The sequence below is a fragment of the Campylobacter concisus genome (assembly GCF_003049065.1).
Taxonomy (GTDB): domain Bacteria; phylum Campylobacterota; class Campylobacteria; order Campylobacterales; family Campylobacteraceae; genus Campylobacter_A; species Campylobacter_A concisus_BE.
On sequence record NZ_PISC01000001.1, the window covers coordinates 70,098 to 94,983 of the forward strand.

The 24,886-nt window shown below is 40.9% G+C and carries 24 protein-coding genes; 11 read left to right on the forward strand and 13 right to left on the reverse strand.

The window, feature by feature from the left end; all coding sequences use genetic code 11:
• Positions 1-23: 23 nt before the first annotated feature.
• From CVS81_RS00365 to carB, 7 genes are all read left to right on the forward strand, one after another.
• Positions 24-1,100 carry an epoxyqueuosine reductase QueH gene (locus tag CVS81_RS00365; RefSeq protein WP_107964715.1) on the forward strand — a complete coding sequence of 359 codons (1,077 nt, stop codon included), beginning with the start codon at positions 24-26 and terminating at the stop codon, positions 1,098-1,100.
• A gap of 110 nt (positions 1,101-1,210) precedes the next feature.
• Entirely contained in the window at positions 1,211-1,657 is a 447-nt protein-coding gene (gene fabZ, locus CVS81_RS00370) for a 3-hydroxyacyl-ACP dehydratase FabZ (protein ID WP_004317884.1), read from the forward strand.
• Positions 1,658-1,681: 24 nt separating this feature from the next.
• Positions 1,682-2,470 carry an acyl-ACP--UDP-N-acetylglucosamine O-acyltransferase gene (gene lpxA / locus CVS81_RS00375; protein ID WP_107964716.1) on the forward strand — a complete coding sequence of 263 codons (789 nt, stop codon included), beginning with the start codon at positions 1,682-1,684 and terminating at the stop codon, positions 2,468-2,470.
• Positions 2,470-3,702 carry an ATP-dependent Clp protease ATP-binding subunit ClpX gene (clpX, locus tag CVS81_RS00380; RefSeq protein WP_107964717.1) on the forward strand — a complete coding sequence of 411 codons (1,233 nt, stop codon included), beginning with the start codon at positions 2,470-2,472 and terminating at the stop codon, positions 3,700-3,702. The genes lpxA and clpX overlap by 1 nt, the downstream gene beginning before the upstream one ends.
• Positions 3,703-3,711: 9 nt before the next feature.
• Complete coding sequence (locus CVS81_RS00385) at positions 3,712-4,749, forward strand: rod shape-determining protein (RefSeq protein ID WP_002939972.1); 1,038 nt, start codon at positions 3,712-3,714, stop codon at positions 4,747-4,749.
• Positions 4,739-5,494, forward strand: coding sequence for a rod shape-determining protein MreC (mreC, locus tag CVS81_RS00390; RefSeq protein WP_004317872.1), 756 nt, complete (start codon positions 4,739-4,741; stop codon positions 5,492-5,494). The genes CVS81_RS00385 and mreC overlap by 11 nt, the downstream gene beginning before the upstream one ends.
• Positions 5,494-8,754 carry a carbamoyl-phosphate synthase large subunit gene (gene carB / locus CVS81_RS00395; RefSeq protein ID WP_107964718.1) on the forward strand — a complete coding sequence of 1,087 codons (3,261 nt, stop codon included), beginning with the start codon at positions 5,494-5,496 and terminating at the stop codon, positions 8,752-8,754. Before mreC ends, carB begins: the two co-directional genes overlap by 1 nt.
• A 52-nt stretch (positions 8,755-8,806) precedes the next feature.
• Here carB and CVS81_RS00400 read toward each other — a convergent pair whose 3' ends face one another.
• From CVS81_RS00400 to CVS81_RS00445, 10 genes are all read right to left on the reverse strand, one after another.
• The gene (locus CVS81_RS00400; RefSeq protein ID WP_320205040.1) at positions 8,807-9,379 is read right to left on the reverse strand and encodes an NAD(P)/FAD-dependent oxidoreductase; all 573 of its coding nucleotides are present in this window, start codon (positions 9,377-9,379) and stop codon (positions 8,807-8,809) included.
• A 5-nt stretch (positions 9,380-9,384) separates the two neighbouring features.
• Positions 9,385-9,948 (reverse strand): MotE family protein, encoded by a 564-nt coding sequence (locus CVS81_RS00405; protein WP_107964720.1) that lies wholly within the window; start codon positions 9,946-9,948, stop codon positions 9,385-9,387.
• Positions 9,948-10,370, reverse strand: coding sequence for a flagellar export protein FliJ (locus tag CVS81_RS00410; RefSeq protein ID WP_021086090.1), 423 nt, complete (start codon positions 10,368-10,370; stop codon positions 9,948-9,950). The genes CVS81_RS00405 and CVS81_RS00410 overlap by 1 nt, the downstream gene beginning before the upstream one ends.
• Positions 10,367-11,617 carry an adenylosuccinate synthase gene (locus CVS81_RS00415; protein ID WP_107964721.1) on the reverse strand — a complete coding sequence of 417 codons (1,251 nt, stop codon included), beginning with the start codon at positions 11,615-11,617 and terminating at the stop codon, positions 10,367-10,369. The genes CVS81_RS00410 and CVS81_RS00415 overlap by 4 nt, the downstream gene beginning before the upstream one ends.
• Positions 11,618-11,619: 2 nt before the next feature.
• Positions 11,620-12,480 carry an ATP phosphoribosyltransferase regulatory subunit gene (locus CVS81_RS00420; RefSeq protein WP_107964722.1) on the reverse strand — a complete coding sequence of 287 codons (861 nt, stop codon included), beginning with the start codon at positions 12,478-12,480 and terminating at the stop codon, positions 11,620-11,622.
• Complete coding sequence (locus tag CVS81_RS00425) at positions 12,473-16,525, reverse strand: diguanylate cyclase domain-containing protein (RefSeq protein ID WP_234399488.1); 4,053 nt, start codon at positions 16,523-16,525, stop codon at positions 12,473-12,475. Before CVS81_RS00425 ends, CVS81_RS00420 begins: the two co-directional genes overlap by 8 nt.
• 119 nt (positions 16,526-16,644) lie before the next feature.
• Positions 16,645-17,274, reverse strand: coding sequence for an NAD(P)H-dependent oxidoreductase (locus tag CVS81_RS00430; protein ID WP_103617231.1), 630 nt, complete (start codon positions 17,272-17,274; stop codon positions 16,645-16,647).
• Positions 17,275-17,381: 107 nt separating this feature from the next.
• Positions 17,382-18,404 carry a selenide, water dikinase SelD gene (selD, locus tag CVS81_RS00435; RefSeq protein ID WP_199907134.1) on the reverse strand — a complete coding sequence of 341 codons (1,023 nt, stop codon included), beginning with the start codon at positions 18,402-18,404 and terminating at the stop codon, positions 17,382-17,384.
• A complete protein-coding gene (gene yedF / locus CVS81_RS00440) occupies positions 18,401-19,003 on the reverse strand; it encodes a sulfurtransferase-like selenium metabolism protein YedF (RefSeq protein WP_009295368.1) in 603 nt (200 codons plus the stop codon). The genes selD and yedF overlap by 4 nt, the downstream gene beginning before the upstream one ends.
• 146 nt (positions 19,004-19,149) lie before the next feature.
• Positions 19,150-20,097 carry a formate dehydrogenase subunit gamma gene (locus CVS81_RS00445; protein WP_107964724.1) on the reverse strand — a complete coding sequence of 316 codons (948 nt, stop codon included), beginning with the start codon at positions 20,095-20,097 and terminating at the stop codon, positions 19,150-19,152.
• Positions 20,098-20,331: 234 nt separating this feature from the next.
• On the opposite strand from CVS81_RS00445, the gene CVS81_RS00450 reads away from it, so the two are divergent.
• The gene (locus CVS81_RS00450) at positions 20,332-20,928 is read left to right on the forward strand and encodes a DJ-1/PfpI family protein (protein WP_107964725.1); all 597 of its coding nucleotides are present in this window, start codon (positions 20,332-20,334) and stop codon (positions 20,926-20,928) included.
• A gap of 347 nt (positions 20,929-21,275) precedes the next feature.
• Here CVS81_RS00450 and nspC read toward each other — a convergent pair whose 3' ends face one another.
• Positions 21,276-22,415 carry a carboxynorspermidine decarboxylase gene (gene nspC / locus CVS81_RS00455; RefSeq protein WP_107964726.1) on the reverse strand — a complete coding sequence of 380 codons (1,140 nt, stop codon included), beginning with the start codon at positions 22,413-22,415 and terminating at the stop codon, positions 21,276-21,278.
• An 84-nt stretch (positions 22,416-22,499) separates the two neighbouring features.
• Between nspC and CVS81_RS00460 the strand changes: the two genes are divergently transcribed.
• Genes CVS81_RS00460 through CVS81_RS00470 form a run of 3 tightly spaced genes read left to right on the forward strand, consistent with a single transcriptional unit; the run spans position 22,500 to position 23,636 of the window.
• Positions 22,500-22,721, forward strand: coding sequence for a MoaD/ThiS family protein (locus CVS81_RS00460; protein ID WP_002941462.1), 222 nt, complete (start codon positions 22,500-22,502; stop codon positions 22,719-22,721).
• A 1-nt stretch (position 22,722) separates the two neighbouring features.
• Entirely contained in the window at positions 22,723-23,157 is a 435-nt protein-coding gene (locus CVS81_RS00465) for a molybdopterin synthase catalytic subunit (RefSeq protein ID WP_107964727.1), read from the forward strand.
• 11 nt (positions 23,158-23,168) lie between these two features.
• Positions 23,169-23,636 carry a molybdate transport repressor gene (locus CVS81_RS00470; protein ID WP_107964728.1) on the forward strand — a complete coding sequence of 156 codons (468 nt, stop codon included), beginning with the start codon at positions 23,169-23,171 and terminating at the stop codon, positions 23,634-23,636.
• A gap of 7 nt (positions 23,637-23,643) precedes the next feature.
• On the opposite strand, the gene CVS81_RS00475 is transcribed toward CVS81_RS00470, so the two are convergent.
• The gene (locus CVS81_RS00475) at positions 23,644-24,282 is read right to left on the reverse strand and encodes a Crp/Fnr family transcriptional regulator (RefSeq protein ID WP_107964729.1); all 639 of its coding nucleotides are present in this window, start codon (positions 24,280-24,282) and stop codon (positions 23,644-23,646) included.
• Positions 24,283-24,431: 149 nt separating this feature from the next.
• A complete protein-coding gene (locus CVS81_RS00480) occupies positions 24,432-24,845 on the reverse strand; it encodes an acyl-CoA thioesterase (protein WP_087581367.1) in 414 nt (137 codons plus the stop codon).
• Positions 24,846-24,886 lie beyond the last annotated feature (41 nt).

A 24,886-nucleotide genomic window follows, 5' to 3' on the forward strand; every position in this document is an offset into this window, starting at 1 on the left:
AATGCAAGCAAAAAAGGTCAAATTTGCTAGTTCATATCTGCTGCTCGGTCGATAGCCACTACTTTTTACAGCGCCTACGAAAAGATCATCCAAATGAGCGAATAGTAGGCTATTTTTACGATCCAAACATACATCCATATAGCGAATTTTTACTGCGTTTTGAGGACGTGAAGCGAAGCTGCGAGAAGCTAGGCATCGAGCTAATATGTGGCGAATACGACTACGAAGCGTGGCTTGGCGGCACAAAAGGGCTTGAAGATGAGCCAGAAAAGGGCAAAAGGTGCGAATACTGCTTTGACTTTCGTATGAAAGACTCTGCTAAAAAGGCGCTTGAGCTTGGTCTAAATAAGATCACGACGACACTTTTAATGAGCCCAAAAAAGGACTTTACTCAGCTTAAAAAGGCGCTTGATGAGGCGGTGGCTGGCTCAAATTTAGAGGCGGTTGCGGTTGATTATAGAAAAAATGGCGGTACAAGCGAGCAGTTTATCCTCGCTAAAAAGGACAAGCTCTATCACCAAAACTACTGCGGTTGCGTCTTTGCGCTAAAAAAACAGCGTGACTCGCAAAATTTACCCCAAAGTGAGCTAATGAGCGAGCTACACGCAAGGGCACTTTATGGTAGCATTGAGGCTAGACTTGAGCTTTACAAAAAGGTGCGCCTTTGCGAGGCGAGAGGGGAGAAATTTCACCTTTTTAGAAGGCGATTTTTAAACTACAGGCTTTTGCGTGCTAGTGTTAAATTTCAAAACGCTGTGGTGCCAAGCTACTTTGTGCTCTATTCTGGCTTTAAAAGAGAAAATTTAAAGCTAAATGTAGAGCGTGACTGCGAGATCGATGATGAGCTAAAAGAGGGCGCGATATTTATGAGCATAGAGCGCTTTAATAAATTTACAAATAGCAAATTTAAAAGTGTAGATGAGCTTTGCAAAAGGCCGCTTGAGCTTTGCACTGAGATGAAATTTCGCCGTGATATAAGCGGGGAGTTTTCGCAAAATCCTATCATCATCTTAGACGAGGTCAAAAAGGGCAGCTACGAAATTTACGCAAAGGCTGTTTTTTACAACGATAGCGAAGAAATTTTGGTTTTAGAGGACTAAATTTAGACCCATTAAGGCTAAATTTCAGAGATTTTAAAAGAGACTAATAATTTTTTTCTTAGTATAAATTTGTTACAATCTGCAAAAATTTACATTACTAAGGCCAAAACGTGATAGACGTCGTAGAAATTCAAAAAATTCTCCCACATAGATTTCCTTTTTTGCTTATCGATAGAGTTGTCGAGCTAGAGCCTGCAAAAAACATCGTCGCTTATAAAAATGTAACCATTGGCGAGCCGATATTTCAGGGGCACTTCCCAGGTCACCCGATCTATCCTGGCGTGATGATCATTGAGGGCATGGCGCAAGCTGGTGGCGTGCTAGCGTTTAAGAGTATGAGCGACGAGCATCAAGCTGGCATCGAGAACAAAGTAGTCTATTTTATGAGCATTGACGGAGCGAAATTTCGCCATCCAGTCCGCCCTGGAGATAGGCTAGAGTACAGACTAAACGTGCTAAAACACAAAGGTAATATTTGGGTGCTTGAGGGCAAGGCATATGTTGATGATGTGCTATGCGCCGAGGCTGAACTTAAAGCGATGATAGTCGATAAATAGGCTTTTGCTTAAAAAAGAGAGACAATGAAAAACATCCACCAAACAGCTGTTATAGAAGATGGAGCGATAATAGGAGATGACGCAAATATCGAGGCTTACGCATTTGTAAGTAAAGATGCAGTCCTTGGCAACAACGTCACGATAAAACAAGGCGCAAGGGTGCTTGGCAAGACGAGGATCGGCGATAACTCTCGTGTATTTAGCTACGCGATCGTGGGCGACATCCCGCAAGATATCAGCTATAAAGATGAGGTCGATACTGGCGTCATCATCGGCGAGCACGCAACTATACGTGAGTTTTGTACGATAAACTCAGGCACGCACAAGGGCGATGGTATAACAAGGATCGGCGATAATGCCTTTATCATGGCATATTCTCACATCGCACACGACTGCATAATAGGCAACAACGTCATTTTGGCAAATAATGCAACACTAGCTGGCCACGTCGAGCTTGGCGACTACGCTGTTGTGGGCGGTCTTACGCCTATTCACCAGTTTGTTAGAGTGGGTGAGAGCTGCATGGTCGCAGGAGCAAGTGCGCTAAGCCAAGATGTAGTGCCATTTTGCCTAGCTGAGGGCAACAGAGCCTATATAAGAAGTTTAAATTTAGTTGGCATTAGGCGTAGATTTGACAAAGAGCAGGTTGAAGAGCTTGTTCGCGCTTATAAATTTTTGTTTAATCAAGGCGTTAGCCTAAAAGATCAAGCAAATGAGCTGATCGCAAAAACAAGTGACGAAAATGTTAAAAAAATGTGTAAATTTATATTAGAAACGACAAGAGGAATTCCGCTTGCAAAAGGAAGAGATTAATGGCTAGAAAGTGTAATTTTTGTGGCGAGGCTGAGTCTGCTGAGAGAAGATTATTAGCAGATATCGAAGGAAACGCCTATATATGCGAGTACTGTATAGCAGCAGCATACGATATGATACATGGTGATACGAGTGTAGAAGAGAGCAAAAGTGAAGAGGCGATAGAGTATCAAAAACTCACTCCAAAGGAGCTAAAAGCGGTACTTGATAACTACGTGATCGGCCAAGATAGGGCTAAAAAGGTCTTTAGCGTCGGCGTATATAACCACTATAAGAGAATTTTTAAACAAAGCGACATCAAAGACGACACCGAAATTTCAAAGTCAAACATCTTGCTTGTTGGTCCAACTGGAAGTGGCAAGACGTTGATGGCTCAGACTTTGGCGAGATTTCTTGACGTGCCTATTGCGATTTGCGATGCGACAAGCCTGACTGAGGCTGGATATGTCGGCGAGGACGTTGAAAACATCCTTACAAGGCTCTTGCAAGCTGCAAATGGCGACGTGAAAAAGGCGGAGCAGGGCATTGTATTTGTCGATGAGATCGATAAGATCGCTAGGATGAGTGAAAATAGAAGCATTACAAGGGACGTCTCAGGCGAGGGCGTGCAGCAAGCGCTTTTAAAGATCATCGAAGGCAGCGTCGTAAATATCCCACCAAAAGGCGGCAGAAAGCATCCAAACCAAGACTTCATCCAGATAGATACGACAAATATCTTATTTGTTTGCGGCGGCGCATTTGACGGACTTCTTGATATTATCGAGCGCAGAGTTGGTAAAAACGTACTTGGATTTAACCAAGAAAAACGTGGCAAAAATGAAAAAGAAAATTTACTAAGCATGCTTGAGCCAGACGACCTTGTAAAATACGGCCTCATCCCCGAGCTTATCGGCAGACTTCACGTGGTGGCTACATTAAATGAGATAACAAAAGAGGATATGGTTAAAATTTTGACCGAGCCAAAAAATGCGATATTAAAACAATATCAAAAGCTTTGTGCGATCGACGGCGCTGCGCTTAAATTTGATGATGAGGCGCTTGAAGAGATAGCGAGCCTTGCTATCGAGCGCAAGACTGGAGCAAGAGGGCTTAGAAGCATAATGGAAGAGCTTATGACAGATATAATGTATGATCTGCCAGAGCTAAAAGACTACGATATCGTGATCTCAAAAGAGACGGTAAAAGATAAGGCAAAGCCGATTTTGGTAAAGCACAATAAATTAACAGCGTAAAGGAAATAGATGTTTTTAGATCAGGTTATAGGTTTTTTCTCAAGTGATATGGGTATAGATTTAGGTACGGCAAACACTTTGGTTTTGGTAAAAGATAAGGGAATAATCATAAATGAACCATCAGTTGTTGCAGTAAGACGTGAAAAATATGGAAAACAAAAAATTCTAGCAGTCGGCCACGCTGCAAAAGAGATGGTGGGAAAAACTCCTGGCGACATCGAGGCGATAAGACCGATGAGGGATGGCGTTATCGCGGACTTTGACATGACAGAGAGGATGATACGCTACTTTATAGAAAAGACTCATAGAAGGAAAAATTTCTTACGCCCAAGGATCATCATCTCAGTTCCTTACGGACTTACTCAGGTTGAAAGAAAGGCTGTTAGAGAGAGCGCACTAAGCGCAGGAGCTAGAGAGGTATTTTTGATAGAAGAGCCTATGGCAGCAGCTATCGGAGCAAATTTACCAGTTCGCGAACCACAAGGCAACCTTGTAGTTGATATCGGCGGTGGTACGACTGAGATCGGTGTCGTCTCACTTGGCGGTTTGGTAATATCAAAATCTATCCGCACAGCTGGTGATAAGATAGATAGCAGCATTGTTAATTACATAAAAGAAAAATACAACTTACTAATAGGCGAGAGAACAGGCGAGGAGATAAAGATCGCTGTGGGCTCTGCTGTGCAGCTAGAAAAAGAGCTAAGCGTAGTGGTAAAAGGACGCGACCAAGTGAGCGGTCTTCTAAGCAGGGTTGAGCTAACAAGCGAGGATGTGAGAGAGGCGATGAGAGAGCCGCTAAAAGAGATCGCAGATGCGCTAAAAACTGTGCTTGAGATGATGCCGCCTGATCTTGCTGGCGATATCGTCGAGACTGGTATCGTGCTAACTGGCGGTGGAGCGCTTATTAGAGGGCTTGATAAGTTCTTGTCTGATATCGTTAAGCTTCCAGTATTTGTAGCTGATGAGCCGCTTCTTGCTGTTGCTAGAGGCACAGGCAAGGCACTTCAAGAGATCGGACTTTTACAACAGCTAACAAATGAAGAGTAAGATTGTTCTTTTTGTTTTTATAGCGTTGCTTGCTGGCGCCTCGATGTTTAAGGGCGAAATTTTAAGCAACATATCTATCAAATTTAGCAACTACGCTATAAATTCATACGACAATTTTGCCAAAAGCGTGAAAGATTACATAAACGAATATTTTAGGCAGGCTAGCGAGATAGAAAAACTAAGAGCGCAAAACAAAGAGCTAGAGCGTTCAGCCACGCTTTTATCTACTTTTGCAAACGAGCTAAATCAAATTTTAAAAGATAAAAACTCAACTGCCTACGCCCCAGCTGTAAAGCTAGTAAAAGGGCTTAGTTACGTACATATCGGGGATTATAATAAAATTTGGATAAGCGAGTTTGAAGGATACGACCCAAATAAAATTTACGGGCTCATCTATCAAGGAAGCAGCGCTGGCATCGTCATCGCAAAAGATGGCAAGCCGCTAGCATACTTGCAAAATGACCCAAAAAGTATATTTGCAGTCTATATAGGAAATGACAAAATTCCAGGCGTCGCGCATGGAAATCAAGGCCAAATAATGGTGAAATTTATCCCACAATGGCTCAGCCCAAAAGAGGGCGATGAGGTCTTTACGAGCGGGCTTGACGGGATATTTTTTAGTGGGGTGCCAGTAGGGCGCGTGAGTAAAATTTTAAAAGAGAGCTCCTATCAAAGCGTGATAGTTGAGCCCTATGCGAAGCTAAACATACCAAACTACCTATACGTTGTAACAAAGGAAAAATGATGCCAAAAAGAACAGATATAAATACCATTTTGCTAATCGGCTCAGGCCCTATCGTCATCGGTCAAGCCTGCGAATTTGACTACTCAGGCACGCAAGCAGCCAAGACGCTAAAAGAGCTTGGATACCGCGTAGTGCTTATCAACTCAAACCCAGCCACCATCATGACTGATCCAAATTTCGCCGACGCAACGTATATAGAGCCGATCACAAAAGATAGCATTTTAAAGATCATCGAAAAAGAAAATATTGACGCCATTTTGCCAACGATGGGCGGTCAAGTGGCGCTAAATGCCGCTATGGAGGTCTTTGAGAGTGGTCTTTTAAAGGATGTCAAATTTCTTGGTGCAAACCCAGAAGCGATAAAAAAGGGCGAAGATAGACAAATTTTTAAAGCGACCATGCAAAAGATCGGCATGGATCTGCCTGAGAGTAGATATGCCTACAATATGGACGACGCGCTAAATGCGGCAAACGAGATAGGCTTTCCACTCATAATAAGAGCTAGCTACACGCTTGGTGGCGCAGGAAGCGGCGTGGCTTACAATATGGACGAATTTAAAGAGCTAGCCAACACTGGCCTTGACGCAAGCCCGATACATGAAATTTTGATAGAAGAGAGCTTGCTTGGCTGGAAAGAGTACGAGATGGAGGTCATTAGAGATAGAAATGACAACTGTATCATCGTCTGCTCGATCGAAAATTTTGATCCAATGGGCGTGCATACAGGCGATAGCATCACGGTCGCACCAGCACTCACGCTCACAGATAAAGAGTATCAAGCTATGCGTGACGCTAGCTTTGCCATACTTCGTGAGATCGGCGTTGATACTGGTGGCAGCAACGTGCAGTTTGCCATAGACCCAAAAACTGGCCGCATGATCGTTATCGAGATGAACCCACGCGTTAGCCGAAGCTCAGCACTTGCCAGTAAGGCTACTGGCTACCCGATCGCAAAGGTAGCGACACTGCTTGCAGTTGGTTTTAGCCTAGATGAGATCAAAAACGATATCACAGGCACGCCTGCTAGCTTTGAGCCGGTGATCGATTACATCGTGACAAAGATCCCGCGTTTTACATTTGAGAAATTCCCAGGATCAAACCCATATCTAGGCACTGCGATGAAGTCAGTTGGCGAGGTTATGGCGATAGGTAGGACATTTAAAGAGAGTATCCAAAAGGCGCTTTGCAGCCTAGAGCGTGATCTTTGCGGATTTAACAGCCTTAGCCTAGAGAAAAACGCTTTGATTTATGGCATCAGAAATGCAAATGAGAGAAGAATTTTATATCTAGCGCAAGCCTTTAGAGATGGCTTTAGCGTGGCTGAGGTGCATGAGTTTAGCAAGATCGACCCTTGGTTTTTGGAGCAAATTTATGAGATAGTTAAATTTGAAGATAAGATCGACATGGATATCTTAAACAACGAAGAGCTACTGCGAGAGGCCAAAAGCATGGGCTTTTCAGATAAGATGATAGCTGTGCTTATAAATGAAAAAGACGATCTTGAGCTTAGCCAAAATGATATCTATTTTGCTAGGCAAAAGCTTGGCATCGAGCTTGAATACAACGAGGTCGATACTTGCGCGGGCGAATTTAAGGCGCTAACGCCATATCTTTACTCAACCACAAATATCACTAAATTTCCTAAAAAAGAGCCTGTAAAAGACGCTAAAAAAGTGATGATAATAGGCGGCGGTCCAAACAGGATCGGCCAGGGTATAGAGTTTGACTACTGCTGCGTGCATGCAAGCTACGCCCTAAGAGACCTTGGCATAAAAACGATAATGTATAACTGCAACCCAGAAACCGTCTCAACCGACTACGACACGAGCGATATTTTATACTTTGAGCCGATCGATTTTGAGCACGTGAGAGCTGTCATCGAGCGTGAAAAGCCAGACGGCGTGATCGTGCATTTTGGCGGCCAAACTCCGCTTAAATTTGCAAAGCGCCTAAGCGTGATCGGCGCTAAGATCATCGGCACAACCGCAAGAGTGATCGACGTGGCCGAGGATAGAAAAAAATTTAGCGAATTTATAAATAAAATAGGCGTCCTTCAGCCTAAAAATGACACCGCCACTAGCCTAGAAGAAGCCTTGCAAAAGGCCGCGACTATCGGCTACCCAGTGCTTGTTCGCCCAAGCTACGTCCTAGGTGGTAGGGCGATGAGAAGGGTGCATAACGAGAGCGAGCTAAAAGAGTATATGAACGAGGCAGTAAAGGTTAGCAATCACTCGCCAGTGCTACTTGATAAATTTTTACAAGATGCAAAAGAGCTCGACGTGGATGCGATATGTGACGGCAAAGAGGTCTATATAGGTGCGATAATGGAGCACATCGAGGAGGCTGGAATTCACTCTGGCGACTCAGCTTGCATATTGCCACCAATGAGCTTAAGTGCAGAAATGATAAAAAAAGTGGAGAGGCAAACTAGAGATATCGCGCTAAATTTAGGCGTTGTTGGTCTTATGAATATCCAGTTTGCTATCTATGAAAACGAGCTTTATATGATCGAGGTAAATCCTCGCGCAAGCAGGACTGTGCCGTTTGTGAGCAAGGCTACTGGCGTGCCTATGGCAAAGGTGGCTACAAGAGTTATGTGGCAGGGAAATTTACGTGAGGCGCTTAAATTTTATGATGATTATAAGGTTGTTTATGAAGATGGCGATATCTTAAAACCTCGCGTAAGTTCGCATGTTTGCGTAAAAGAGTGCGTGCTGCCGTTTAACAAGCTAAGTGGAGCTGATCTCATCCTTGGCCCTGAGATGAAGAGCACGGGCGAGGTCATGGGTATCAGCCACGACTTTGCAAGCTCATTTGCAAAGAGCCAGATCGCTGCTAGCAACACTTTGCCAAGCAAGGGCAGGGTATTTTTAACGCTAGCTGACGCTGATAAATCTTACGCGCCTGATCTTGCAAAAGAGCTAATAGCACTTGGTTTTAGCATCGTCGCAACTGGCGGTACGCATAAAATTTTAAGCGAAGCTGGCGTGGAGGCTGAGTTTGTCTATAAGATAAGCGAGGGCAGACCAAACGTTGAAGATAGGCTTAAAAACGGCGATATCGCACTTGTTATAAATACAAGCGATACTAAATCAAGCGTGGATGATGGCAAAAAGATCCGCCAAAATGTACTTAGATTTAAGATCCCTTACTTCACAACTATCCGTGCAGCACTTGCAGCTGCTAAGTCACTAAGCACAGTTCAAACTGGCAAAGCACTTGAAGTAAAAAGCTTGCAAGAGTATCTAAGCGAGAGATAGTAAATTTAGTGGTAGTCTTTGCTGCCACTAGCTAAATTTCACTTCTATTTAATTAGCTATTTTTTAAAGCGCTAGCTACCTTTAAAGCACTTGCAAATGCAAAATGCAAGTTATATCCACCAAGCATACCAGTGATATCTAAAACCTCTCCTATAAAGTAAAGCCCTTTTACGCTTTTGCACTCTAAATTTTCATCTAAAAAATTAGTTTTTACCCCACCTTTTGTAACTTCAGCCCTTTCAAAGCCAAATGTCCCAGCTGGAGCAAACTCATAAGCAAAAAGTCTTTTTATGATGCTCTTTTCATCATCACTAAATTCATAAAATGCTCTATCTTTTAAGCCAAAATTTCTTAAAAACTCCAGCACAAATCTCTTTGGCAAAGGCAAAATAGAGCTAAGTTGCTTTTTGCCATTTACTAAATTTTTCTCACTAAATTTAGGCAAAAAATTTATGCAAATTCGACCCTTTTGCCAAAAAAGTGAGGCATTTAGTATTGCTGGGCCGCTTATGCCTCTATGCGTAAAAAGCAGATCGCTACTAAATTTTATACAACAAGAGCAGGGGCAAAAATGGGAGATGTGCGAGTGAGTAGTTAAATTTAGTTTTTTAGATTGGCAGTAAATTAAATTTACTGCATATTTATGCTTCCAGCTGGAGCGGACATATCGCCTTTTTCATCTACAAATGGAGGCCCTTTTTGAAGCAGCGCAGTCACTTCAGATGCAACCTTTGGATCCATCTTAGCCATTATGGTTGATATCTTTTTTGCATCAAGGGCGTAAAGTATGGTAGCAGCGTTTGATCTAGGCATTTGCGAGAGCACTTCGGCTGCTGCGCCATCTTTCATTTTGGCGTAGGATTCATTGACTTTATCAGTCGTCATCGTGCGAAGCTCTTTTAAAATTTTCTCATTTTTAGCGACAACTTCGTCGATCTCTTTGCGTTTTTGCTCGATCACTTTCATCGTCGCATTTAGATCAGCCTCTTTTTTGGCGAGCTTTTTGTTGTTCTCTTCATAAGCTGCAGCCGAGCTTGCTCGAAAGACCTCTAGGGCTTGGCGCTGCTCGTCGATGACCTCAAGTTCCTTTGAAATTTCCTCTTTTCTAGCTTCAAAGATCTGAGTGCAATCAACCGGCACTTCAAGGCAAAATGCAAAATTTAAGACCATAAAAAAGAGTAAAACAGCTCTCATTACGCCTCGCTTTTGGCTGCAAATTTCATAACCGCAAACTCATCAAGAGCAAGCGCTTCAGCCTTTTGTATGCGTTTTATCTCTTTTTTAAATTCTTCTTTTTCTAGATATTTCATCTTTTCATACTCTAAATTTGCATTTTTATATTTATGCTCGTAGTGCAAGACCTCTTTTTTTGCTATCTCTAAGCTCTCTTTGCAGGCGCTTAGCTCGGCTCTTGCTATATTTATGAGCTCTAAATTTTCTCTTAGCTCGCCTATGTTGCCACTTTTTGGTAGGCTAAATTCGTTAAGCTTGGCCCTTAAGAGTGCTATTTTTTCTTCAGCATTTCTTACATTTAGCCTAGCAACGACGAGCTTAGCCTCTACCTTGTCCATCTCCTGTTTTTTGACGCGGACGACGGAGGTAAATTTACTTTTCATCTAATGATCGTATCACTTCTCTCAGGGCTTGTTGAGATATAGCCAACCTTCACGCCAGTTAGCTCCTCGATACGCTCGATATACGCTCTTGCGTTTGCTGGTAGGTCTTCATATTTGCTGATGCCTTTTACACTGTCCCAGCCCGCAAGCTCCTCATAAATAGGCGTTGCATTTTCAAGATCTGTTGGCACGTAGTCTATCGTCTCACCGTTATATTGATATGCTTTGCAAATTTTTACCACTTCAAAGCCATCAAGCACGTCAAGCTTCATAAGCGCATAAGTATCGACGCCATCAAGTCTTGAAGCGTATTTTACGCTTACTGCGTCAAACCAGCCACAACGTCTGCGGCGGCCTGTTGTTGTGCCAAATTCTTTACCGATCTCACACATCTTATCGCCGCTCGTGCCTTTGTCTTCAGTTGGGAAAGGTCCGTGTCCTACGCGAGTTGTATATGCTTTGATGACACCTATTACCTTGCCTATTTCTTTTGGATTTAGTCCAAGACCTGTGCAAGCGCCAGCGCTTATGGTATTTGAGCTAGTTACATAAGGATATGTGCCGTGATCGATGTCTAAAAGTGTGCCCTGAGCGCCTTCAAGTAGGACTTTTTTATCTTCATCAAGCGCTTTCCAAACTAAATTTGTAGTGTTTGCGATAAATGGAGCAAGCACCTCTTTATATCTTTTTAGCTCTTCAAGCAGCTCATTTTCTTCAGGTATCTTTACGCCAAGTGCGTCAAATACTGGTTTATTTGTTTCAAAATCATGCATCAAAGCATCGCACAAGCGCTCTGGCTCAAGTAGCTCGCCAACTCTGTGGCCGCTTCTGCTTATCTTGTCTGCGTATGTTGGTCCGATGCCTTTGCCAGTCGTTCCGATCGCTTTTTCGCCTTTTAAGCGCTCTTTTGCTTGATCGACTTGGCTGTGGTAGCTTAAATTTAAGTGCGCTTTGTCGCTTATATAAAGTCTGCCATCTAAGTTGTCAAACTGCGCCATCTCAGTAATGAGCACCTCTGGAGAGACAACGACGCCATTGCCGATGATATTTATGATATTTTTGTGCAAAATTCCGCTTGGGACAAGGTGAAGTGCGTATCTTACGCCATCGACCCAGATCGTATGACCAGCGTTGTGGCCACCTTGAGAGCGACAAATCATGTCATAGTTTAGTCCTAGCATATCAACTATCTTGCCTTTGCCCTCATCACCCCATTGAACACCAACTACTAAATCAGCCTTTCTCATTCTTACTTCCTTAAATTAATTTTTTCTTCTATCAATGCATCAGTATAAACAGCGAACCCGCTGCTTGAAATCCCGTCTATTTCGTAGTTTCCGCCACTTGCCAAGATGGCATTATCTTTTAAAAATCTAAAAAATAAACTATCATAATATCTCATTTTTGAGTAATATAGCGGAACTATTCTTAAATTTTTATATTCTAGTGATTTTGCCACAGCTTGCAAATTTCGCAGCGGCTCTTTTAGCTTATCAGGGACTAAATTTACTATCTCATCAAGCTCGCTAGCGTCCTTTAAAAGGGCTAGTTTGCTAAGCCACGGCACGTTTTGGGCTAAAATTTTTTCTAGCCATGAGTTTTCAAAAATTTCTATCTCTAAGTTTAAAATTTCGCAAATTATCCTTGGGATTTGCATATTGCTAAGCTGCAAACAAGCGCCGATCTCAAGCTCGCTAAAGAGCTTTGCTACTATATTTATGCTCTTTAAAATGTCGTTTTCGCCGATAAGCTCAGCGCCTATTTGATAAATTTCTTGGCTTGGGTAGCGAAAGACTGGCTGGATGTAAAACCACCTCTTTGGCTCGTTTGCTTTAAGTCTTCTAAGCACGATCCTAACGGTATCAACCGTGCTATCAGCCCTTAGACTTATCTCGTGGTTTAGACTGTCGCTAAAGCGCAGAAGATTTGTCGCATCTACGCTTAGATGTTGATGATACGAAAAAAACGGCGTTACGATCTCGCTAAAACCTTCATCTTCTAAAATTTCACTCGCTTTTTGCTCGATTTTTCTCTTTAGTTTTGCGCTTTTTGCAAAGTAAAGTTTGCTTCCGTTTGGGATCTCGTGCTCATAAACATTTACATCACTCAACTCTTATCTCCTTACTAAAACCTAAATTTATATCGCACTCTTTGATGATGGACATGGCTAGATTATAGAGTTCGCCGCTGTCATTACTGCTTGCTAGTTTGCTTAAATTTATAGAAATTTCTTGATTAAATTTACCTATATTTTTTATCTCATCTTCTATTTTTTGTTTTAAGCTTTGTGCTAGTTTGTCGTCTTGATTTAAATTTGCTATCACTTCATTTGCAAGCTCTTTTAGCACGACTAAGCCTTTGAAAAGCTCGAAATTTTCGCTATTTTTATAGTCTTTTATGTGTAGATACGGTCTTTCAAATTTAAACGAAGCAGCATCTTTTGCCAAAAGTGCCAATGAGAAAATGTTACCTTGAAATTTATCAAAACCAAGACCAAGTAAAAACTCAAGCGTTCTTTTGTCATCGATATTTTTTATAGTCGCATTTAGTCCAAATTTATCAGCCACAAACCTTATCATATTTATGCTCTCAAGCGCCTCTTTTGAGTTAAAGATATGTTTGCAAAATTTATTATCTATATTAAAGCGGTTTGTCTTTAGCATGCCAAGAGCTTCTATCGAGCTTGAGTATGAGGCAAAATCATCAAGCGAGAAGTGTATGCCAAGCTCTTTATATTTTCTCACATAAATTTCTAAAATTTCTAAATTTGTAGCTGTTGCAGCGTCGATAACATCGATGATAAGCCCAGTTGGATCAAGGCTTTTATCCTCATCAAATATCGCTTTAAATTTATGCCAAAATTCCTCCGTAAAGAGCTTTTTAACGCTTAAATTTACGCGGACCTTTGCGCTTATACCATTTTCTAGCCACATCTTTCTAGCTAAAAGCGCCTCTTTTATCGTAAATAAAGCGATATTGCTCGATGCGCTACTTGTCTTTATAAGTGGTAAAAAGTCGCTTGGATAGATGATCTCGCCATCTTTTCTCCATCTAATAAGCGCTTCAAAACTTAAAGTCTCGCCCGTGCTAAAGCTGATCTCTGGTTGAAATTCTAAAAACATCTCACCAGCGTCAAGCGCTTTTAAAATTTTTGAGCCATCTTCGTATTGGCTCTTAAAATAGACATCTTTTTTCGCATCAAATGTATAGCTTCTGTTTTTGCCGCTTATCTTGGCTTGATACATCGCCCAGTCGGCTCTTTGTAGCACATCATCAGCTCCAAGCTCACTATCAGCCAAGGCTATGCCTACGCTAGCGCTTGCTTTTAGTTTTAGCTCGTCTATCTTTACTTCATCTGAAGCTAGCCTTAGCATATTTTGCGCTATCTCATAGACTTCACCTAAATTTTCGTAGTTTATGACGCCTACAAACTCATCTCCGCCTATCCTTGCAAAGATATTTTTGCCATTAAACATAGCGCCTATCTTTTCAGAGATAGCTACTAGAAATTTATCGCCTATTTGGTGGCCGAAGTTGTCATTTATGCTCTTAAAATCATCCATATCAAGGTAGATGACGGCTATTTTTTGTTCATTTTTTTGTATGAGAGAATTTAGCTTGTTGTAGAGTAAAAATCTATTTGGTAGCTTTGTGAGTGGATCGTGATATGCGATAAATTCTAGATATTTTTCATTTTGCGCTTCGTTATTTGCAAGCATTGCTAGCATGATGTAGCCAGTTTTTTTCTCATTCGCATCGATAAGCGGTAAAATTTCTATGACTTCAAGCTTGCTTTTGTTTTTATTATTTTCGCTCCAAACCTTGCCACTCCACGAGCCACCTTGGTTTATAGTCTCTATGATCTGGTGTTTTATATCGCTTAAGCCTTGCTTTATAAAGGTGATATCTTTTAGATATACGCTATCTTTTGCGCCCGCACTTTCAAAAAATGCGTCATTTGCGTCAATGACCCTCATCTCCTCATCAAGCAAGACGACCTCTTCTTTGCTAAATGAGAAAATTTTTGCAAGCAGGTCTTGGCAGACAAAGAAGCTATCTTCTAGGCTAAGGTCTCTTAATGTGCCTTTTATCAAGCTTACTTCGCCAAATTCGTCGTATTCAAGCGCTTTTGCCCTTAGTCTAAAGTGTAAAATTTCTTTATCTATACTGTAAAGCTTGATATCTTTTATGTATGTTTGAGCATCTCTTAAGCTCTCAAAAAAGCTATAAAAACTATCAAACTCATCGACAAAGACCGACTTTGCTTGCTCGAAATTTAGAGTGCTTTGCGTGCCAAGAATTTTACTTAGCTCGTCTGAGATGTTGAGCATGTCGCTTCTTTTATCCCAAGTAAAGACATTTGCCTCACTCGCCCAAAGCAGCGCCTTGCTCTCTTTGCTTTGTTTTTCAAATCTCTCTTGAAGCTTTAGCATATCGCTAAGATCGGTAAATGAGTAGATGACCTTTTGCTCATCTGCATCGATAAATTTAGCCTTTATCTTAAATGGAATTTTCTTTCCGTAAGCGTTTGTCATATTTGCTATGAAATTTAGCTCTTCATTTTTAAAGCTTGCTTGCAAAAAGGCTTTTTTACTTGCTAGCACGGCAGCTTTAAAGCTATCAAAATCCTCGCTTGCGATGATATCTTCTAAATTTATGAGACCTTGGCTTTGGACGTTAAAAATTCTCTCGACATTGTTTGTGCTTTGGATGATCAAAAATGGCTCTTGTGCCGAAGCGATAGCGATGACATTTGGCGATAAAAAGACGTAGCTTTTGATGATATCGTCGTTTCTTTGCGTCATCTTTTCTTGAGTGATATCTTTTATGAGTATGAAATTTAGCCTTGTGCTTTCTAGCTCAAAGCTACTTTGGGTCGCTAAAACATCGATTATCTCGCCATTTTTACGCCTTAGCTTAGCTTCATAAGATAGATCATTATTGATAGCGTTTTCTCTATTTTCTGCTAAATTTTTAGACTCTTCTTCAAGTAGCTCTTTGATATTTAGATCTGCTACGTCATCTTTTTTGTAGCCTAGATTTTCTAAAAGAGCGTTGCTAATGTCCGTGATGACGCCAGTATAAGCGTCATAGACCACGATCTTTAAAAAGCTCTTTTCAAATACATAGCCAAATCTACTCTCGTAGCTTTGTGCCGTCTCGTAAGCTTTATCTCTATCTTCGTAGAGTTTTTTGATGCTGTTGTTTAGCGAGGTAAATTCTTTTATGTCAAATTCTTCATCAGTTGGCTTACTTTTATCTGCTGCAAAAAGAGTGATTCTAGTAAATGGAGAGAGAATTTTATCTTTTATATATGAGTTATCACGTAGCCAAAGTATGCTAAATGCGACAAAACAGAAAAACGAAAGCACGACTAGAACCAGCTGGATAAAGATCTGTGCCTGCCTGCTAGAGCCTGTTATGACAAATAGCTTTTGCTCTTCTAGGTAGCTGATCTTGTAAAAATTCATATCCTTTAGTATAAAAATGATCTTGTCAGCTTTAAACTCGCCACCTTGCGAGATGTATTTGTTAAAGTCCTCTTTTATAAATTTTCTATAAAACTCATCTCTTGAGAGGTTGCCATCTTTATCGACCAAAAAGACGTATGCGGCCAAATTTTTGTTATAGCCTGTATCGACCCTATTTTTTAAAAGGTTTGGATTTAACTGGGCGAGAATTTTATTGCCATTTTTTAGCCCGTAAGCTATGTAGATATCTTTAAAGCGTCTATTTTTGTAAAATCTATCAGAGAGCCTAAACTCGCCTGCTTTGATATCTGAAAACCACGAGATATCGTAGTTGTGTAACTCAAAAGCGCCATCAAATTTACGCTCATAAAGCAAGGAGTTATCTTTTGCTATCACGTAAAAAGCGGCGTAAAATTTACTTACAACAGTATCTTCATAAAATGGCTCTACGCCGTTTGCAATGAGTCTTGCCTTTGTGGTGATATTGTCTTTTACCTCTACAAATGTATTGACGATATTGTTTCTAGTGATTAAATTTAGCGTTGAAATTTCATATTTTATATCGTTTATGCCAGCAAATATGACAAAAAGTGCAAGAAAGATGAAGGCAAAAAGAAGTAGTGCTATCTTTACATAGAACCTCTTAAAAATCTGCAAAACTGGTTTAGCGCTATTTTTTTGCATTAAATTTAAGCCTCGCTTTTTAAAACTAGCCATGATTTTAACGCAAATTTACTTTTTTTAGCTTATAAAATGCCTTTTTGTTTAAATTTAAAGAGATCACAGGGCTTTTGCCCCGTGAGTTAGTAGATCCAAGTAACTACTTCAGCTCTTTGTCTGCGTAGTTTTTCAGGTTGTGGGTTTAGGCGGTAGCCAAATGGCACTACGATAGCCACTCTTTTTTCGCTCTCATCAAGGCCTAAAATTTCATTTAAAGCGTGTCTGTCAAAGCCTTCGATCGGGCAGCTGTCAATCCCAAGGCTAGCGGCTGCGTTCATCATATTTGTCGCAGCTATCATGCACTGCTCGTGTGACCACTGAAAGGTTAGCTCGTCGTCATTTTTGAAATTTGATAGCAAAAAGTCGTGATAAAATTTCTGCCTTGCAGCGATAGCTTCGGGGTCTTTATCAGCCCTTCTAGCGATCATTTTATCGATATAGCTACTGCCAACTTTTACCTCTTTGATCTTAGCTAAGATGACAACCAAATGCGAGCAAGAGGTGATTTGCACTTGGTTCCACGAAACGGCTTTTATCTTCTCTCTAAGCTCTTTGTTTTGCACAACCAAAAAGTCCCACTGCTCAAGCCCAGTCGAGCTTGGGCTTAGCCTGCCAGCCTCTAGGATAAAGTCAAATTCGCCAGCACCTATCTTTTTGCTCTCATCAAAAATTTTACAAGCGTGACGAAATTTTAAAATTTCAAGATAGTTCATCATATCTCCTTTGTTAAATTTCTTGACATTATAAAGCGACTAGGTAAATTAAAAGAAATTTAGCCAGACTTTAGCTGGCCTTAAAATAGGCTAAATTTAGCCTAGAGTTAGTTTAAAAATATATCAAACTCGCCTTTTTGTATCGCCTCTGCGATGATGGCTGAGCGCTCATAGCCAACCTCTTTTAGGCGATTTAGAGCTAGGCTCGCATCGTTCTCGCTAACAGCTAGCAAAAGTCCGCCAGAAGTTTGCGCGTCAAAAAGCAAGATATCAGCCTCTTTGCTCACAAAATGCTTTGCAAATTCGCGGTTTTTGTAGCTTCCCTCTGGGATGATGCCCATATCGGCAAATTCTTTCGCACTTGCGATCACTGGCACATCTTTTTCAAAGACGTTAAAGCTGATCTTATCGTTTAACATCTCGCTTAAATGCCCTAAAAATCCAAATCCAGTCACATCGGTAGCGGCATAAACCTTGATGCCACTTAGTGCTTTTAGAGCATAGAAATTTAGCTGAGCCATGATGCCTGCGACCTCATTTATCTGCTCCATGCTTAGTAGATCGGCCTTGATCGCTGTGCTTAAGATGCCGCTGCCAAGAGGCTTTGTAAGGATCAAAACGTTACCAACTTCTGCTGTGTTGTTCGCCCAGAAATTTTGTGGGCTCACCTTGCCAGTCGCGCTTAGCCCATAATACATCTGCTGCGTCTCTATCGTGTGTCCGCCAACGATGACGCCGCCACACTCTCTTACTTTATCGGCTCCACCTTGCAAAATTTCACCTAAAATTTCAGGTGCAAGGTTGCAGCTATCAAAGCCCACGATATTTAGGGCGTTTATCACCTCACCGCCCATCGCAAAGACGTCGCTTAGGCTGTTTGCAGCAGCGATCTGGCCGTAGATAAATGGGTCATTGACTACTGGCGTGATAAAGTCAAGCGTCTGAACGAGTGCCAGATCGTCTGAGAGCTTAAAAACGCTCGCATCTTCGTTTGAGCCGATGCTTGAGAGCAGGTTTGGATGAGATAAATTTAAACTACTAATCGTTTTGTGAAGACCCGACGGGTCAAGCTTAGCAGCTCAACCAGCGGCTTTAACGAACTGCGTAAGCTTTTTGTCGTGATAGATCATAGTTTGATTTGCTCATGAGTTGAGAGTATGTCGATGATCTCATAAGCGTTTGAAATTTCGCCAACTGCAAGATCGCTTACTAGTTTATAAGCCTCCAAGCAGCTTCCGCAGCTTAAAATTTGAACGCCAGCAGCTTCAAGATCTTTAAGTGGCTTAAAGCTTGGATGTGAGCGGTTTGTTGTCATCTTAACGGCGTTATTTACGCAGATTATTATCTTTGGTTTTTTCTCTACTTGAAGAAGTGCGCCTAGGAATTTTGATAGCAAATTTATGCCAACTTCGCCGCTACCTGCGCGCTCTTCGTTTAGATAGAGCACTTTTTCATTTTTTGGTGTTATGTCGCAGACAAATTCATCAAAATTTGTAAGCTCAAGTGCGCTTTTGCCCTTGATGGCTAAAATTTTAGTCTCATTGCCATTGCTTTCTAGACTAAATTCTATATTTTGATTTCTCAAAAATCTTGAGATATTTTCTTTTGGAGCTAGGGCATTTACGATGATCTCTAAGCTCTCTCCCTCATTTAAACCCTCAAGTGCGTTTTTAGTCATGATGACTGGTTTTGGACACTCTAAATTTCTACAATCAATTGTTCTTGTCATTGTTTTTCCTTTGTGATTAGTATTTCAAACCTTGAAACTGATTTTGGATTATAGCTAAAAAATATTAATTTTTTAAAAGGATTTGTGCTGTGAAATTTGCTATAAAAGAGAGTTTGACCCTGCGCAAGTCGCAAGGTCAAGGCTAGTTATTTTAAATTTGTGTAAGATTTTTCGTAGTCAGATACTGGGATTTTGTTTTTCTTAACAAGCTCTTGATACCAGTAGTGGTGAAGTACATAAACCTCTTCTTCTTCTTTATATCCAGTGATCATCGACCAGATAGCGCCATGGATAGCGATCGCAGCCATATAGATATGAACTAGGAAAAATACCGCACAGACGATGCCAAGGCAGTTGTGGATAACGACGCTATATCTTAAAAGCTCGATCTGTGATATGCCAAGCCAAGTAGCGACTGCTGGCTCTTTGAAGTCTTGAAAATACATAATCGCACCTGTGATGATCATCACGATACCACCAGGGATAGCGATCCAGTACCATGCCTTTTGACCAGCGTTAAATTTACCAGCAGGAACTGGTCTTTTCTTCTTTGATAGATAACCACCAACTATCAACATCCATCTGATGTCATACACTGCTGGGAGCATTCTTTTTGTCCAGCTAAAGAGCATCGGTAGCACAGATATAGCAAAGATCACAGTTGCTATCTCGTGCAAGTATCTACAGAAACGCACAAATGTGCCACCACCTAGCTCTGCACCCCACATGATGATGATACCAGTTGGCACCAAGATGATCCAAGAGATCGCTGCTAGAGCGTGAGCTATACGTATAAATACTGAAAAAGCAAGCACTTTTTTGCCCTCGTGACTAAAGTGTTTTGGTCCGATGATCAAGAAGTGTAGCACGAACGCCCCGATAACAGCTAAGATGATAGAAAGTGCAGCTATCGCGAAGTAGTCGTTGCCTTGTATAAAAGTAAATATCGGGCCCCAGCCATGCTCATAAGGCTTGATATTTTCTATCCTCTGTGCTGCCCAAATGGTGCTGTCATATTGATTGACACCAGTTGGTCCTTCAATGGCCATTGCCGCAACAGACAATGTAAAAAGTAGAGTAAGAATTCTCGTCATTTTATTCCTTTATTTGCTAAAGCTTAAATGATTTAAGCTTTGGTTAAATATGCTAAAATCACACAGCTATGCCGTTTTGTGGCTATTATATCAGAGCTAATCACAAGCAAACCTTAGCAAAAAAGATTACTAAAAATTTTATAAAAAACATTTAAGTTTTGTTAATTTTTAGCATTTTTGATCTGAAAATTTAGCTAAAATAAAGCCAAATTTTAGCCGAAAAAGGACCGCAATATGTATCTTTTTTGCCTTATATTTGATGAGTACGAGACGCTTGATCTCATGGGGGCAGTGGAGTTTTTGGCAAGGGTGCCCGAAATGAAGATAAGCTACGTCTCGTTTGATGGTGGGATGAAAAGAAGCAAGCAAGGCTTTAAAATAAAAACAAAAAAGCTTAGTAAGATGCCAAAAGAGAGCGTTTTGCTACTCCCTGGAGGTCAGGGCACAAGGACGCTTGTAAATGATAGTGAGTTTATCTCAAGACTTAAAGAGTGTGTTTTGGCATCTCAAATTTGCCTAAGCGTATGCACTGGCTCAGCGCTCATCGCTCGCACTGGAGAGCTTGACGGACTAAAGGCTACCTCAAATAAAAGATCGCTTGAGTGGGTAAAAAGTTGCGGCGAGGCGGTAAAATGGCAAGAGCGCGCTAGATGGGTGAGGGCAGGTAAATTTTACACAGCTTCAGGCGTGGCTGCAGGCATGGATATGGCGCTTGGCTTTATAAGTGATCATTTTGGCAAGGAGCTAGCCCAAAAGATCGCAAACGAGACCGAATACAACTGGCAAAAAAGCTCAAAGATAGATAAATTTGCCAAAATTTATGGGTATTAAATTTAAGGTGGCTCTCAAGCTATTTGCAAATTTGCTAAATTTAACGGCTAAATTTATTAAAAACCAAAACAAAATATCTTTAATGGAAGTAAATTTACTGATATTAAATTTAAAGTAGCTCATAAAACTAGCTGCAAATTTGCCAAATTTAGCAAGTTTAAATTTTAAAAAATAGTTTCAAGATAAATTTGTAGAAATTAAATTCAACCCATCTTTTCATACAAAAGCAAAGCCAGAAAAGTTTTAGAATTTAAATTTATGCAGCTCAAAGCCATTTTGGCAAAATTTACAGGGCAGATAAATTTGACCTAAATTTAAAAAGCCAAATTTACCTTCAAAAACTAAGCCTAGTTTCTGCGCCTATACTCTTCGTATCCAAATTCACGGATCATTTTAACCTCGCCATTTTCTTTTAAAAGCAGAAGATCAGGCAGTTTTATGCCGTTAAATGTCGTGTTTTTCACGATGGTGTAGTGAATTTGATCTTCAAATATGACGCGGTCGCCAATTTTAAGCTCGCTATCAAATTTATACTCCGCGTCGCCCGCTTCAAGTCCCACTATATCGCCAGCTAGGCAGGTATTACCGCCAAATCTATAAGCGAATTTACCATTTTCACTCTCGCCTCTAACGGCTGGGCGGTAAGGCATGAGCACGGTATCTGGCATGTGCGCCTCGGCTGAGGTGTCAAGGATGGCGATATCTTTCTCGTTGTGCACGATGTCAAGCACGCTGCTTATCAAAAAGCCAGTCTGCCAGCCCACGGCTTCGCCTGGCTCCAGATAGACCTCTACGCCGTATTTTTCGCGAAAGCGCCTAATTATCTTTATAAGCAGCTCCACGTCGTAATCAGCTCTCGTGATATGGTGGCCGCCGCCCATATTTATCCACTTCATCTTTGGGGTAAACTCGCCAAATTTCTCCTCAAACGCCTCTAGCACGGTCTGCAAGCTGCTAGCACTCTCCTCGCAAAGCGCGTGAAAATGAAGCCCCGTGATGCCTTCAAGAAGCTCTGGCTTAAAATTTGCTCTCGTGATGCCAAGCCTGCTAAATTTAGCGCATGGGTTGTAGCTATCAGTTGGGGCGAGCGAAACCTCTGGATTGACCCGCAGGCCGCAGATAACGCCATTTTGCAGGGCAATGCCCTTAAATTTTTGCCACTGAGCAAAAGAGTTAAATGTGATGTGTTTTGAAATTTTTAAAATTTCATCAAAGTCCTCATCTTTAAAGGCTGGGCTATACGTGTGGATCTCGCCTTTTACGTATTCGCTTGCAAATTTAGCCTCATGAAGCCCACTGCAAGTAGCTCCGTCAAGATATGAGCCCACCATATCCATCACTCCACTAAATGCAAAGCCTTTAAGTGCAACTAAAATTTTAGCTCCGCTTTGCTCTTTTACATACTTTAAAAGCTCTAAATTTTTACGAACCTTTGCCTCTTCGCAGACGTAGGCTGGGGTTTTTATGCTTTTTAAAATTTCGTTCATATTCTATCTCTTTTGTAAATTTTCAAATAAGTATATCTAAATTTATTTTTAAGTAAAATCAGCAAAAATTTCAAAGGATAAAATGTGGTAGAGATCGAATTTCTTGGGCCTATCGGGCTTGAGAGTATAAAAGTAGAAGCAAAAAATTTAGGCGAGGTAAAAGCGGCTTTAAGCGAGAAAGAAGAGCTTAAAAAGTGGCTAAATATCTGTGCTGTGGCTGTAAATGACGAGATCGTAAGCGATATAAATTTCGCTCTTAAATCAGGTGATAAAATTTCTATCTTACCGCCAGTTTGTGGAGGCTAAGATGCAAATTTATAATGGTAGCTTAGACGTTCAAAGCATCACAAACGAGTGGTATGATAAATTTAAAGATAGAAACTGCGGCGCGCTCATCACTTTTGTAGGCATAGTAAGAGAAGAGGGTGGTATTTCGGCGCTTAGCTTTGATATATATGAGCCGATCCTTAAAAAATGGCTAGATGCTTGGCAAGAGCGAGCAAAAAAAGAAAATGCCTACGTGCTCTTTGCTCACTCAAAAGGCGATGTGCCAGTGCATACGAGCTCTTATGTAGCTGGAGTTGTTAGCCCTCAAAGAAAGGTCGCGCTAAGGCTAATAAATGAGTTTGTCGAGGACTTTAAGGCAAATGCGCCGATCTGGAAATACGACGTGATAAATGGCGAGAGAATTTACGCCAAAGAGCGCAGCCAAGCGATAAATGGTGCCGGACTTTTGGCATAAAAAGGGCAAAAATGATAACCAAAGAGAGTAAAAAAGATGTTTTTTGGGCGCTATCCTTTGGGCTTGGGCTATTTGTCTTTAGCATCGCTAGCTACTTTTATCTTGATCTTGGCACGCCCTCTCTTTTTGGTGTCATCGTTGGCGCAGTTTCAACCTTTTTTTGCGTGAGAAAGATCTTGCAAAACAACTTTTTTGAGATAGATGATGATGGATTTGTCATAAAAAAAGGCTCAAAAAATATCAAATTTTTCTTCAAAGATATCGACGAGATCGCCATTAAGAGCTTTGGCGATAAGAAAAAAGTCGATGCGCTAAGTGTTAAATTTAGAAAAAATCGTCTCGATAGAGATGTGTGTTTTGGACTAGTGCAAGCACTTGGCGATGATATGATCGTCATTTTTGACAGATATGAGCTTTCACAATTTACACTTTCAAAAGAGCTTCGAGATAGACTAGCTAAATTTAAAGATAGGGCGTAAAAGCTTTTTAATTCGTGTAACTTTCAAGTTTTTCGTGGTCGATAATGAGAAATTCGTGCGGTGTGATCTTTCTGATGATGTCGTCTTTGATAAGCTCATTAAAGGCTGTTGAGGCGCTTTGGCGCTTTAGACCAACAAAGCTTGAGAGCACTTTTAGAGAAAATGGCAAAAATACATATTGGTAGCCATTTTGTTTTAGATCTTGCTCATTTGCAAGCTCGATCAAGAAATTTGCGATCCTGCCCTTTGCGTCCTCAAAAAGTATCGACTTTGTGATCTGGCGTTGCACGATGATGGTGTTTAGTGTGGTTGTTAGGATCTCGCTTGCAGCTTTTGGATTATGTAAAATTTCACCTATTTTATCCAGTCTAATGACGTAAATTTGGGCATCTTCAAGCACTTCAAAGGCGCAGTTATCATCGAGTATGGCGATGTTGTTTTTTTCTAAATGATAAAGGATAAATTCCTCGCCATCTTCAAAAAATGAGAGCTTTGCTGAGCCGTTTTTTAAGATGATGATCTCGATATCTTCGGTGTAGACCGTGCTTGTTTTTGGCAGCTCTTTAAACTCAAATTTCTCCAGTTCATCTTGTGTTAAGATATCTAAAATATGCGTTTGTAAAAGCCCTAAGCGTGATTTTTTCATCTTTCTCCCAAAAAAGTGTAAGGGCTGATTTTACTTTATAAAGCATTTAAATAAGTTGAAATTTCTCTTTTTTGGTGTTATTTTTTTTCAAAGTCTTTTAAAAATAGTGATAAATTTAGGGGTTTGGCTGCATAAATTGCAACCAAATTTTAAAAGCCGTGGAGCTCTTTTATCTTCTCATCTATCGGTTTTTTGTGTCCATCTTTTGTCACACTAACATAGGTCGCGATGGCACTTGTGACGTGTATAGTCTCTCTAAAACCACCGTCATTTAGTCTAAGTGCAGTCACTTCTATCTGCGTTGTTATCGATGTTTTGCCAACTGCGATGATCTTTGCGTAGCAGCTTAGCACGTCGCCAACAAAGACAGGTTGCTTAAATATGATCTCTTTCATAGAAATTGTCACAACTCGCTCAGGCGAAATTTCTCTAGCTGCCTGAGCACCTGCAAGGTCGATCTGACTCATTATCCAGCCGCCAAAGATATTGCCAGCTGAGTTTGTATCTTTTGGTAGCATAACTTGCTTGATGCGCGGCTCGCCAAAGTCTTTTAAAATGTCCATTTTTTGCCCTTTAGATCTTAAATTTTTGGTAAATTGTAGCA